This is a genomic window from Pseudoalteromonas sp. D15MCD-2 (assembly GCF_038562745.1).
Lineage (GTDB): Bacteria > Pseudomonadota > Gammaproteobacteria > Enterobacterales > Alteromonadaceae > Pseudoalteromonas.
In genome coordinates this window covers 811,871-824,119 of the sequence record NZ_JBCFQE010000002.1, presented here as the reverse complement: position 1 = coordinate 824,119, position 12,249 = coordinate 811,871, and the positions used below count along the sequence as shown (strand labels likewise).

At 37.4% G+C, this 12,249-nt stretch carries 12 protein-coding genes; 10 read left to right on the top strand and 2 right to left on the bottom strand.

Going from position 1 to position 12,249, the window contains the following annotated elements; all coding sequences use genetic code 11:
* Positions 1 to 35 precede the first annotated feature (35 nt).
* A complete protein-coding gene (locus AADY36_RS20465) occupies positions 36 to 1,502 on the top strand; it encodes a methyl-accepting chemotaxis protein (RefSeq protein WP_055198787.1) in 1,467 nt (488 codons plus the stop codon).
* 13 nt (positions 1,503 to 1,515) lie between these two features.
* The gene (locus tag AADY36_RS20460; RefSeq protein WP_055021445.1) at positions 1,516 to 2,001 is read left to right on the top strand and encodes a DUF6436 domain-containing protein; all 486 of its coding nucleotides are present in this window, start codon (positions 1,516 to 1,518) and stop codon (positions 1,999 to 2,001) included.
* A gap of 53 nt (positions 2,002 to 2,054) precedes the next feature.
* On the opposite strand, the gene AADY36_RS20455 is transcribed toward AADY36_RS20460, so the two are convergent.
* Positions 2,055 to 4,328, bottom strand: a complete 2,274-nt coding sequence (locus tag AADY36_RS20455; protein ID WP_342409617.1) for a CHRD domain-containing protein — start codon at positions 4,326 to 4,328, stop codon at positions 2,055 to 2,057.
* Positions 4,329 to 4,626: 298 nt separating this feature from the next.
* Here AADY36_RS20455 and AADY36_RS20450 point away from each other — a divergent pair, with 298 nt between their 5' ends.
* The gene (locus AADY36_RS20450; RefSeq protein ID WP_058584730.1) at positions 4,627 to 5,043 is read left to right on the top strand and encodes a hypothetical protein; all 417 of its coding nucleotides are present in this window, start codon (positions 4,627 to 4,629) and stop codon (positions 5,041 to 5,043) included.
* A gap of 57 nt (positions 5,044 to 5,100) precedes the next feature.
* Here AADY36_RS20450 and AADY36_RS20445 read toward each other — a convergent pair whose 3' ends face one another.
* Positions 5,101 to 5,799: a hypothetical protein gene (locus AADY36_RS20445; protein WP_342409616.1), complete on the bottom strand. Its 699-nt coding sequence runs from the start codon at positions 5,797 to 5,799 to the stop codon at positions 5,101 to 5,103.
* 558 nt (positions 5,800 to 6,357) lie between these two features.
* Between AADY36_RS20445 and AADY36_RS20440 the strand changes: the two genes are divergently transcribed.
* The 7 genes from AADY36_RS20440 (at position 6,358) to AADY36_RS20410 (ending at position 12,039) form a co-directional block, all read left to right on the top strand.
* Positions 6,358 to 6,954 (top strand): hypothetical protein, encoded by a 597-nt coding sequence (locus AADY36_RS20440; RefSeq protein WP_342409615.1) that lies wholly within the window; start codon positions 6,358 to 6,360, stop codon positions 6,952 to 6,954.
* Positions 6,955 to 7,134: 180 nt separating this feature from the next.
* On the top strand, positions 7,135 to 7,560 hold the full coding sequence (locus tag AADY36_RS20435; protein WP_342409614.1) for a hypothetical protein: 426 nt from the start codon (positions 7,135 to 7,137) through the stop codon (positions 7,558 to 7,560).
* A 195-nt stretch (positions 7,561 to 7,755) separates the two neighbouring features.
* Entirely contained in the window at positions 7,756 to 8,094 is a 339-nt protein-coding gene (locus AADY36_RS20430; RefSeq protein ID WP_054562455.1) for a hypothetical protein, read from the top strand.
* A 614-nt stretch (positions 8,095 to 8,708) separates the two neighbouring features.
* Positions 8,709 to 9,077 (top strand): hypothetical protein, encoded by a 369-nt coding sequence (locus AADY36_RS20425; protein WP_342409613.1) that lies wholly within the window; start codon positions 8,709 to 8,711, stop codon positions 9,075 to 9,077.
* A gap of 403 nt (positions 9,078 to 9,480) precedes the next feature.
* A complete protein-coding gene (locus tag AADY36_RS20420) occupies positions 9,481 to 10,077 on the top strand; it encodes a hypothetical protein (protein ID WP_342409612.1) in 597 nt (198 codons plus the stop codon).
* A 207-nt stretch (positions 10,078 to 10,284) separates the two neighbouring features.
* Positions 10,285 to 10,767: a hypothetical protein gene (locus AADY36_RS20415; protein ID WP_342409611.1), complete on the top strand. Its 483-nt coding sequence runs from the start codon at positions 10,285 to 10,287 to the stop codon at positions 10,765 to 10,767.
* Positions 10,768 to 11,133: 366 nt separating this feature from the next.
* The gene (locus tag AADY36_RS20410; RefSeq protein ID WP_342409610.1) at positions 11,134 to 12,039 is read left to right on the top strand and encodes a hypothetical protein; all 906 of its coding nucleotides are present in this window, start codon (positions 11,134 to 11,136) and stop codon (positions 12,037 to 12,039) included.
* The last annotated feature ends 210 nt before the right edge of the window (positions 12,040 to 12,249 follow it).

The window sequence follows — 12,249 nt, the reverse complement described above, 5'->3', positions numbered from 1 at the left end:
TTTTTGTAAATTATTTAATGATTAAGGCTTTATCTATGACGAGTGTGCGCCGCCTTTTTACTTATTTGTTCCTTTTATTGTTTGTTGAATCTTTAGTTTTAGGTTTTATCTATTCGACCCTAATTACAGGTGTGGTAACCGGTTTGTTATTGCTATCTTTACCGCTTTGGATGCTCCATCAATATCCAACGAGCAAATTAACAGCCCATGTTGTGGCTGCCGGTTGCATGATGTTTTCGTTTTTACACATCCAACAAAGCTACGGCCTCATTGAAGTTCACTTTGAAATATTTATTTTAATGGCCGTGTTGATCATGTTTGTTGAATGGCGCGTGTTTATTACTGCACTTGCTTTTGTGGCAGTTCACCATTTGAGCTTTTACTTTTTACAGATAAACGAAGTCGGTTTATACGTTTTTGACCCAGATCGATTGTATTTTAGCACCGTACTTATCCATGCCGTGTATGCCATTGTTGAAGCGATTGTAGCTGGCTACATTGCAAAAACCCTTCATCGTGAACGTAGTTCTGGCTTATCGTTAAGCACAACTACAGAGCAGATAATGGCCGACGAAAACAGCATTAATATTAGTTTAAGAGCGGATGATAGCCACAGTGAAGCCGTGGCGGGTTTTAACCGCTTACTAGGTTTTGTATCGAGCGTGATTGGTGATGTTCAAAGCCAAAGTAGTGTTTTAAAAAACCAGTCTAAACAATTACTTGAAGTACACGACGAATTGCATGAGCAAGCACTTCATCGTGAGCAGTTATCGACGGATATCGCGCAGTCAGGTGAACGAGTCGCCGAAGGCTTCGCTCATGTGGAACAAGAGAGTAATGAACTACAAACACAGTTTGAGCAGCTCCATTTAAGTGCCACAGAGGCATTAAATGAAGTGGCGAATACAGACAGCAAAACGGCTGAGCTTGCTAATAACCTTCAAGAAGCAGATCAAAACATAGGCCAACTAGTGAGTGCATGTTCGCATATCTCAGAATTACTCAATGAAATTTCGTCAATTGCTGAACAAACGAATTTACTTGCGCTTAACGCTGCAATTGAAGCTGCGCGTGCAGGTGAACAAGGCCGCGGCTTTGCGGTAGTGGCTGATGAAGTTAGAAACTTGGCAACACGCAGTAAAAACACGACGGATAAAATAACCAATACGCTTGAAAGTTTGATGCAAAACAGCGCCTCATCAACTAAGTCGATGCAGGGTAGTGTTGCGCTTATAGAGCAGTTATCTGCAATTAGTTCGCAGATGAAACTGCAAATTACCGAGATGACAGAGCAGGTGAATGTTGCTGCAAGTAGCTCACAGTCGGTTGCTCATGTAGTGCAAAATCAAGCGGGTAATACGCGTGCTATTGCCGATAATTCACAGGCCTTAATTGCTAACCAAGCTAACGACAACTTGATGATTGAAAAACTCACCGATCGCGTACAGTTAATTGATGTAAGTATCGATGTGCTGGAGCAAGGTATTGCTAAATTCAAATAGCAAATGGCTGATAATGGCAACTCTGGTTTGGGTTGCCTCTGTGGCATTAGCCTTGGTGTTTGCTTATTCTCAACAAGCAAGCACCTTTGATCCAGATAAAAAGCTAGCCACAACAAATTGGTTACCTGCTTTTCAACAAAGTATGGGGCTTGACATCAACAATGCCGATACCTTGTACATTATTGATGAAAATACCTGTGTATGCTCAGAGCGCTCACAACCGCACATAATAAGCCTTAGCAGCTATGCTTCAGAGCAAGGTATTAAAGTAGTAAAACTTAAACCAACATCTGCGGTTGCTGCAATATTACCCGCTCAACCTGCCGCAGTACTTGTTTCAGAAAATCAACAGCTTGTGTATGCAGGGCCATTATCAAAAGGACTCGCCTGTTCAAGTCAGAATGGCTTTGTTGAGTTAGTAATCGCAAACTTACGTGCGGGTTTTAATAGCCAGTTTATTAACTCAGATGCTGAGGGGTGCTATTGTGAGATTAATTGAGCGAGGAAAGTAACGAAAAGAGGCCAAAAATATTGGCCTCTGACTCTATAAAGTTATTGAATTTGGCCTCGTATCTCACCGCTTGGATTTGCAGGTGTATGAATGTTTACATAATGACCGCCTGAAGCTAAAACTGAAAAGATATCGGCATCTATCATTAAACCTGTGCTGCTCATCCAGCGATTCATGTCATCACTGTCTTGTACAAGAGGAGCTAACACAGGGCCATTTTCACCGGCTACACCGGTATGAATATGGGCTGCAGTTGCATCGCTTACACCCGATGTTAGTACTTGCAGTTCAACACTGTAATCATTGGTATTCACTAGCGCATAACCATCACCAGATGCATCCGTTGTGACCGCGGGTACTTCTTGTTCACCACTTAGCGGAAAGGTTACAAACACATAGTTGTCGGTAAGGATTTGACCACGTAGTTCACCACTTGGGTTAGCTGGAGTATGCACATTAACGTAATGACCACCTGATGCGAGTACTGCAAAAATATCTGCATTAATCATGGTGTTTTCAGGTGTTTGCCATAAGTTCATGTTATCGCTTGATTGTTCTAACGCGGCAAGTACGTCGCCATTGGTGCCAATACGACCCGTATGAATATGAGCTGCAGTGGCGTCACTCACACCTTCGGTTAACGCTCTTAATTCTAAATGGTAATTATCCATGTTAACTAAGGCATAACCACTACCTGATGCCATCGTATCAACGGCTGGAACTTCTTGCATACCACTAAGTGGGAAAGTAACGAGTTGATAGTTATCTGTTAGGATCTGACCTCTAATTTCACCACCCGTGTTAGCAGGTGTATGCACGTTAACGTAATGACCACCTGATGCAAGTACCTCAAATATCTCTGCGTTGATCATGGTATTTGCTGGTGTCATCCACATGCCTGCGTCAGTTGTTGACTGCTCAAGTGCAACGAGTACGTCGCCATTCGTGCCAATTCGGCCAGTGTGAATGTGTGCACCTGTCGCATCATCAACACCCATTGTGTTTACTAATAGCTCTAAGGCATAGTTATCCATGTTGATTAATGCATAACCTTCACCACTTGCATCAGATTCGACAGCAGGAACTTCTTGATCACCGCTTAGTTTAAAGCTCGTAAAGCCATAGTTACTGGTTAGGATTTGCCCGCGAAGCTCGCCGCCAGCATTAGCAGGTGTATGAACATTGACATAGTGACCACCAGAAGCCAGCACTGCAAAAATATCCGCATTGATTTGCGTGTTGCTTGGTGTCATCCAGACATTACTGTCGTCCATTGATTGTTCAAGAGCTACTAATACATCACCATTAGTACCGATACGACCTGTATGAATATGCGCAGCACTTGCATCGTCTAAGCCTGATGTTACAACAGTAAGCTCTACGCTGTAGTCTGTTGTATCAACAAGGGCATAACCATCACCATCAGCCATGGTGCTGACCATAGGCACTTCTTGATCACCACTTAAGTCAAAGGTCGCAACTGCATAGTTGTCTGTTAAGATTTGGCCGCGAATTTCGCCACCGGCAAGTTCAGGCGTATGAACATTAACATAGTGACCGCCGTCTAGAAGTACTGCCAGAGTGTCGCTGTCTATCATGGTATCTTCTGGTACAACCCAGTCAGTCATGACTTCGTCGTCTTGTTCTAAAGTCACGAATACATCACCATTTGAGCCTAATTTTCCTGTATGGATGTGAGCTGCTGTAGCGTCATCAACACCCATAGTCACCGCACGAAGCCGTAATTCTGTCGTTGCGCTATCATAAGATGCATAGCCATAACCCATTGCGTCACTGTCGTTCATAGGCACTTGCTGATCGCCATTTAAAACAAACGTGATGATGCTCGTTGTATCAGGCACAATTTGCGCACGAAGTTCGCCGTTTGCATATTGTTCGGTATGAAGGTTAATGTACCAATCGCCATCCATTAAATCAGCAATTAGGGTTTCATCAAGGTCGGTTATTGCGACTTCATACATACCATCGGTAGTGGCCTCAAATGCAAAAGCAACATCACCATTAGCGCCTAAATCGCCGTCGTGTATGTGTGCTGCGCTAAAGCCTTCGACTGAGTTTGCATCAAGTGTTGCACGAAATTGCATTAAACTTTCGTCAAGCTCTACCGTTGCAGTCGCTGTTTGCATTGAGTCATTCATTGGCACTTCTTGTTTGCCACTTAAAGTTACAGAATAGGTTTTACTTGGAGTGAATTCTTGAACTGGGGGAGGGGTAACAACTTCGGTATTATCGTCATCATCATCGCTACACGCGGTGAGAAAAAGTAAGCTGCTAGCCAGGAGTATGTATTTCATCGTTCTTCCTTATATCTTTGTAAGTTCGGACGTTACGACGTGTCCATTTCAATAAGGCTTACGGCAGGTGTTTAAAAAGAGATCACAAAAGGTTATTTAAAAGTTAAAAACTGGTTCTTTAGTATTGGTTTGTTGAAAGGGGGGATTAATAGTTAAAGTTTAATATCGCTAACTTTAAAGGAACATACATGCTTAGCAACATAAAAAGTTTTGGGTGGTAAATGGGTACGGATTGTGCATCTATTTTGTTTTCAAAAGGTTTAAAGCTAAACGTCAAAAAATTAACGATAGGAAAACTATGCAGCTAACTTCGTACACATCCTCATTCCTAAAAGAGCCATTATTAGATCAGCAAAATAAAAATGAGCTAAACCCAGAAAGTGAAAAAGCAACAAACCTTCAAGGCTCTAAACAACAAGAAGCGGGCGTTGATTCTGATCCACAAGCAGAAGCTCAATCAAAGACATCACAAACACAGCAAGAGCTAGTAGTAAAAATAAAGGAATTACAAAATAAGATTAATAGTTTAAAAAGCAACAAAGACCTAGCTCCAGAACAACGAGAAAGTGAGTTACTAGAGCTTAATAAACAACTTGATGAAGAAATAAATGCAGTCCAGCTTGCCGTAAAAAGTAATGTTTCTACGATGATAAACTCTTTGTTTGCTCCTACTTCTAGTAATCATTCTGGTATGCTGTTTAACAATAAAGCCTAAGTTTAAGGCAAAGCGCTTGTTCGCAGTTACTTTGCCAATTGAATATTTATAAGTCCGCTAAATCACATATTTTGTAAGTGAGTAGATGAGAGTACATATAAAGGTAAATAGGAAGAACCATTTTATGTGAACTGTTATTGGTGACCCGCGTTTGGCTGTTCTGATCATAGTGACTGGGTAATCATACTCAACAAGTGTCTTGAAGAGCTCAGGATGTTCTAAGCTCCAGTCATTTAAAGGAATTGAATCACCATAGCGAGTTTTAAAAATAACAGAAAATAGATAAGCACGCCTAGGTTGTGGATCGTTAATATCGTAGCCGCTTTTGGTGCGTGTAAAATTCCATACGGCCTCAACATTAAGTAAATCTTCTCTTTTAAGTGTTCGTGCTTTTCTGTCATCGAATAAAAGTGCAGGCAGGTAAACCTGTTCTTGGTTTATTTTAATTTCGCACAAGGGAGATTCATGGATGAAATAACGCTTATTGGCGATAAACATTTGAACTAAAAAGTAACTGAGATATGTAATGATCACAGCGGCAATTGCACCTGCACCGGATTGTGTTTTCCAAACAAGGTGGCAAGCAATGATGAATATAGCACCAGTGATTAATTTTGCTTTGAATTTCTGCGCTTTAGGTAAAGGGACTGCGCATCTCAAGATAGGTATTTCAGTTTGCACTTTCGTTTTTATGAAAGTCTGAAAAAAGATTGAGTTAAAGTTATCACGGGTTAATTTAAAAGTAGGCGCTTCCATGTGTCCTCGATTACTGATTTAGTGTTGGGCGTAAAATAGCAAATGCAGTGCTTTACTATCAACTAAAACACCAGATTGTGTTTAAGTTTGGTTGGAGCATAACTTGCTTTTTATTGGTATAGTAAGTTACTGATAAATATGTAAATGTGAACTGGTGAAATGATAGATTATTTTCTTATTATTTTGATGGTACTTTCGGCTGTTTTATTTTTGTTTGTAATGGTTTCGTTTATCTTAGCTCCAAAATTCGCAAAAAAAGAGCTTTTCATAAACTACTACGGCGGAACAGGTGCAATTTATCATGGTTTTAAGCTGTTCAAAGTTGAATCCTATCGGGAAGACAAAGTGTGGGTTTGTAAAGCCATTAAATACTCATCTATAGCAATTGTAGTAATGTTTTTCATTATGGTTTTTTTAATAAAATTGAATGGAGTTCAACAGAGCTAGGAGTCGGTTCTTGTTTTCCTTTCGTGGATTATGGTTAAGCACTATGCCAAAAAACGTAACAGTTTTTTTCTGAGCTAATCGTAGAGTTTCAAATTAAATGGTGGAGATACTATGAGGTATTTAATTTTTATCCTTTTATTCCAAAGCGGCATTTCCATGGCGTTACAGCCTATATCTGAATATTGTGAAGACTCTTATCTGTCAAGCCGAATCGGAGGTGATATTTTTGCAGCAAACAAATGCCTAGTATATGGTTACACTGCTGAGGATATGACTTTCTTTAAGAATAGAAACACAAGTATTGAATTCGATGATATTAAACCTTCAATAGAAGAGTTTATCAATATTGTCAATTCTGAAGTAGATTCATTTTTAGATAAACAAAAAGCTTTTGATGAATACACTGGAGTGATAGATAGTTTCTCAGTGCCTCTATTTTCGAGCTATGATGAATTCGAAGATGCTAAAGCTTCATTAGTATTTTCGATTAGCTATACAACAAGTTGCAGCATATCACTTTTGGATTACAGAGGAGGCGATAAATTTTTGGTTGGGTATAAACTTAATCGAATGACTGATGAAGGTAAGTATACCTATAACTATCTTATTATAGTTCTCTCAGTAGAAGCAAAAATAAATAAAGCGGATAGTGATGGTTTAATAGATGCTTTTTGTCATAATGATTTAAGTTTTAAAAATAAAGAATAATGGTAAGTAGCTTTTATCTACCAAAAGAGGTCGAGCTACATTTTCCTTCTAAATTATAATACCCACTTCAGTTCAGTCTTTAGTTGAGGTAAATATGAAAGAGCTTTAGCTATGTAGGCTGGCCGTTGTATTGATAGTCCATAATCTCGATTTTGTTTTTCAAATTTAATGAGTGTTTTTATGAAAGTCTTTGGAAAACTATTTTTAGTTATCTTTATTGTATTAACTTTATTCTGGTACATAACAAAAGGTGCTGGTGTATTTATCAAAAATCAGTTTGAGCCTTTTTATTTTCACTTTGATACAGAATTTAGTTCAATAAGAACACAGGAAGGTGTTGCCCACTCTGAGTACACTTATGATCAAGGTTTTAAATCAGTATTGATTGGCGCCGGAGATGAATTTGAAAGTGGTACTTTATTTTTTGACGGTGGACTTTTAATTATAGAAGTCAGTCTTTTTAAAAAGTTTTTGGGTTTTTCTGATTATTGCCTTATTTCAGCAAAGTTTAGAGGTGAGAAGGTATTAGTTTTGAAGACGAGCGCTGAATATGCCGGTGCTGAATTTGGAGGGAAAGTCGATTATAAGTGTAATTTTGATAAGTAAAGAGACATGGTTATCTCTACCATCAACATAAAAAATGTACACCAAAATTTGAGAATAAGGTTAAGCTTTACTTTCCCTAACTGAATTATGAAAACCATTTAAATTAAGCTATTAGTTGAGAGCAAAGTAAAAGTCCTGCCCTCATATGTGCATATCGCACACTTGCACAATTAATAAAGGAATATAGGTAATTCAATGGAGCAATCTTCAAATAACAAAGCGTTAGCTTGCTTTATTTTGTATGGTGCGCCCCTTGTACTTTTAGCTAAACATGGCTGGCAATTAGGTATTTTGATGTGCTTATTGTTTCTGGGGAGCTATAGCCTTTTGCCCCACATTAAAAATATTCGTAGTAATGTCAGAACATTAGATAAGCATGTTTTTGTATCGTATATTGTTGTAATTGCTTTATTTGCAGCAGTTGATATGTTTTCTAAACCTCATTACTGGAAAACTATTATCATTTTGATACTTGGGTTTCTTTCATTAGTACAATTGAAAAAGTTGCAACAATATTTTTTAGAAATGGGATGAATATGCATACTAAGAGGGGTTAGTCTTACAGTTTTACAAATTTTGATGAGCAAGTTACTTTTTATTTATTAGTGACAGTCAGGGCCTAAAACTTACTCTAGGTTTAAAGCACTATTTTCATATAAACCAATAGGGTCAGGTCTTTCTTTTTGCCTTTAAGCTAGTCCAATGTTGTTTATAAGCAATGGTTTAATAGAAGTTCTCAACGTGTAGGGCATTTTGTGATGGGAAAGCACAAACTCCAAAATGGATTTAAATCGACAAAATGTTACTCCAATTTGGCAAATCTAAAGCAACATCAAGGCGTAAGTTAGCGGTAATTGTCGAGCAAAGAAAAGAGTTGGGTGATTATTTCAATTACACTATTCAAGCGTGAGTCTGGTAGTGGCAAAAAGCAAGACCTGACCCCATGATCACGTAATATCACAGAGCGGTAGAGATTGGTATATACAGTGTTTATGCATATCAGACTACCCAAAAAGTTACTTATCACTATCAATATAACAGCAATAGTGGTAGATGGTCTTGTACTATATATATTTAGGAGATGGCAAATGTTAAGGTTCCTTTTTCTTTGTTTTTTATTTTTTAGTTTTAGTTCACAAAGCAAAGTAGTGTTCACTAATATATATTCTTTGCTAGGAAACTCTGACAAATATTTAAATAAGGAAGTCAAATTTTCTGGCTATCTTGTGAAGAATACTGGCGGGATTTATGAGTTATATCCCTCAAAGTCAGATAGTGAGTTTTTTCTCAAAGATAGATATTTAGATGTCATCACCTTCTATGATGGAGTCAATTTACTTGATGCTTGCGTGCAAAGCTATGTGTTTATAAAAGCTAGATTTACTTTTCATAAAGATAATTCTGAAAGACGAGTCTTAGATAAGGTCTCTTTTGTTCATAAATATGATGAAAACGAAAAGTACACTAAGTTTAGTCCTTGCTATATAAAAAATAAAAAAGTAAGCGTTGAGAGCTAGAATCAAACAGGGTCAGGTCTTTCTTTTGTCTTTTAGTTAGTCCAATGTTGTTTATAAGCAATGGTTTAATATAAGTTCTCAACGTGTAGGGCATTTTGTGATGGGAAAGCACAAACTCCAAAATGGATTTAAATCGACAAAATGTTACTCCAATTTGGCAAATCTAAAGCAACATCAAGGCGTAAGTTAGCGGTAATTGTCGAGCAAAGAAAAGAGTTGGGTGATTATTTCAAGCTGCACAATTCAAGCATGGAGTATGGTAGTGGCAAAAAGCAAGACCTGACCCCATGTGTGTAGGTTCTTGTTTTCTCTTTCGTGGATTATGGTTAAGCACTATGCCAAGCAACGTAATAGCTTTTTTCTGAGCTAATCGAAGAGGCTCAAGTTAAATGGTGGAGATACTATGAGGTATTTAATTTTTATCCTTTTATTCCAAAGTGGCATTTGCATGGCGTTACAGCCTATATCTGAATATTGTGAAGACACTAACTTGTTAAGCAGTTTTGCTGGTGATACCTTTGCAGCAACAAATTGCTTGGCTTATGGGTTTAATGCGGAGAATGCGTTCTTTTCTAAAGTTATTAATACAAGTATTAGATTTGAAAAAATTAAGCCTGCAATTGATACATTTGTCAAAATTGTCAATACCGATGGAGGGGCATCCTTTGACAAACAAGAAGGTTTTTATAAGTACGTTGGGGAAATAGATAGTTTCTCAGTGCCTCTATTTGCGAGCTATGATGAATTCGAAGATGCTAAAGCTTCATTAGTATTTTCGATTAACTACACAACTAGTTGTAACATATCAGTGTTAGATTACAGTGGAGGTGATAAATTTATGATTGGATATAAACTAAATCGAATGACTGATGAAGGTAAATACAACTATGATTATTTGCATATAGAGCTCCCTAAAGAAGCAAAAATAAATAAAGCGGATAGTGATGGTTTAATAGATGCTTTTTGTCATAATGATTTAAGTTTTAAAAATAAAGAATAATGGTAAGTAGCTTTTATCTATCAAAAGAGGTCGAGCTACATTTTCCTTCTAAATTATAATACCCACTTCAGTTCAGTCTTTAATTTAGGTAAAAAAAGAAAGACCTGAACCCATTTTGTGTTCGTTCGATATCGGCTCGGGGAAAAGAAACTAGCATGGTTCATACGGCAACTTCGGCCCATAGATTAGCCATAGGAGATTTAGTTAATGTATGAACTTTATTTTCAGTCCGATTTTATGGGAACCAAAATTGGTTTTTACTTAACACTTGTTTGTTCTGTTCTACTAATATTGTGCTGCCCGAAGATAAAATACTGGTACGAAAATAAACTACAGTTTGAAAAGAAAGTTAACTTCTGGTTTGGCTTCTTATTTGTATTTGGCTTTTTTGTAATGCAGTCACTGTCATTTTATGGCCTAGTATTAAAATCTAATGGCATAGATTCTGGAAATTATTCTACAGTTGAAGGAGCTATTGAAGATATTCAAATTGTTGAAAGAAATAGTAGAGAAGAGGCTTTTACTGTTGATGGAGTACGCTTTAAGTACAATGATTACGGAACAGAAAACACCTTTTTTGCGAATAGAAAGCATGATTCAGATACAATCCAAGAGGGGCAAGTTGTAAAAATTGCTTACCTTAGAGAAGGAAATGAAAACCTGATTTTTGAGTTGAGTGTCAAAAAGTAGTGTTTTAGGATGCAAACTAATAGAGTCAGGTCTTTCTTTTTACCTTTTAACTAGTCCAAAGTTGTATATAAGCAATGGTTTAATAAAAGTTCTCAACGTGTTGGGCATTTTACGATGGGCAATCACAAGCTCCAGAATGGATTGAAATCGAGAAAGTGTTACTTCAATTTGACAAATCTAAAGTGATAGCAAGGCTAAAGTGCGCGCTATTTGTCGAGCAAGAAAAAAGTTGGGTGATTATTTTCAATTACACTATTCGCGTGTTAGTAAGATTGTTGCAAAAAGCAAGACCTGACCCCTAGGTGCTTGTGACCCCTAGATGCTTGCTGACACTGCTACAATCTCAATGACCCCAGTTGGTAAATAATGGACAAAATATTAGAAAAGTTTTTACGAAAACGTAATCAAGCAATTAATAATCCAAGAAAATATAAAGATATTTATTTGAATAACATTGAAGAATTATATTTTTTTATTGAGTATGGGCATACTCAACGTGGTACTTTAAAAAATGAAATATCACCAATCTCTGATTGGGAGATGTTAGATTCAGAATTGTCAATTCCATGTAATTATTATGAAATGGATGCACAAGCTAGTTTTGTAGAGAAACGTAAGCTAGATTGTGATAGGTTAGCAGTTTTTTTAATGTATGGTTATTATAGAAACATAATAACGTATTCTCAGAAAAAACGTTTTTTACTTCGTTTTTCTCGCGAACCTGTTGGTTTAGTTTCGCCTACTAGCGTATTCCATCTCAGCGTTGCTGTAATATTATACAACAATGATTATGCCGGTCATTTTTATAAGCTTTTTCAAGCGGGTTACATGAAGCATTGGGTTAATAGATCAAAAAGTCACATTGGTGATTTTATTATCTTGCTGTTTGATAAGGTAAAAGGTGGCAATATCCTAAAACCAATCGTAGATGACTTTGCTTACCAAGCTATTTTAGATAACTGGGATAGCACTGACTTAACTGAAGTTACGGCTTTTCTAAATCAGTTATGTGATGATCAAGTCGCTCAAGTTGCATCACCACCGAGTAAGATGTTTTTTGAGTTCGATAATATGAACTGGCAATTTACACCTTATGCTGCACTTATGCTGCTAACGCTAAGAGCACAACATGGCCTTGAGAACCCTGATTTTGAGCACCCTGGTTTTGGCAATGTGACTTCTTTGCTATTAACGCAGCCTGTAGCCCCTAAAAAAGATGAGGTGCTTGAACAGCTTGTAGTCAAGTTACATGAGCAAGGCTTTGATGAATAAGCGTTACTAGCGTAGTGTGTGATGAGACTTTATAAATCTACTAAATCTAAAAAGGGTCAGGTCTTTCTTTTTGCCTTTAATCTAGTCCAATATTGTTTATAAGCAATGGTCTAATAGAAGTTCTCAACGTGTAGGGCATTTTACGATGGGCAAGCACAAACTCCAGAATGGATTTAAATCGGCAAAGTGTTACCCCTATTTAGCAAATCT

Excerpts from the sequence above, each read along its gene's own strand:
- AADY36_RS20460 (WP_055021445.1), top strand. The coding sequence starts at position 1,516 with ATGGCAACTCTGGTTTGGGTTGCCTCTGTGGCATTAGCCTTGGTGTTT.
- AADY36_RS20415 (WP_342409611.1), top strand. The coding sequence starts at position 10,285 with ATGTATGAACTTTATTTTCAGTCCGATTTTATGGGAACCAAAATTGGT.
- AADY36_RS20410 (WP_342409610.1), top strand. The coding sequence starts at position 11,134 with ATGGACAAAATATTAGAAAAGTTTTTACGAAAACGTAATCAAGCAATT.
- AADY36_RS20445 (WP_342409616.1), bottom strand. The coding sequence starts at position 5,799 with ATGGAAGCGCCTACTTTTAAATTAACCCGTGATAACTTTAACTCAATC.
- AADY36_RS20465 (WP_055198787.1), top strand. The coding sequence starts at position 36 with ATGACGAGTGTGCGCCGCCTTTTTACTTATTTGTTCCTTTTATTGTTT.
- AADY36_RS20455 (WP_342409617.1), bottom strand. The coding sequence starts at position 4,328 with ATGAAATACATACTCCTGGCTAGCAGCTTACTTTTTCTCACCGCGTGT.
- AADY36_RS20420 (WP_342409612.1), top strand. The coding sequence starts at position 9,481 with ATGAGGTATTTAATTTTTATCCTTTTATTCCAAAGTGGCATTTGCATG.
- AADY36_RS20430 (WP_054562455.1), top strand. The coding sequence starts at position 7,756 with ATGGAGCAATCTTCAAATAACAAAGCGTTAGCTTGCTTTATTTTGTAT.
- AADY36_RS20440 (WP_342409615.1), top strand. The coding sequence starts at position 6,358 with ATGAGGTATTTAATTTTTATCCTTTTATTCCAAAGCGGCATTTCCATG.
- AADY36_RS20435 (WP_342409614.1), top strand. The coding sequence starts at position 7,135 with ATGAAAGTCTTTGGAAAACTATTTTTAGTTATCTTTATTGTATTAACT.
- AADY36_RS20450 (WP_058584730.1), top strand. The coding sequence starts at position 4,627 with ATGCAGCTAACTTCGTACACATCCTCATTCCTAAAAGAGCCATTATTA.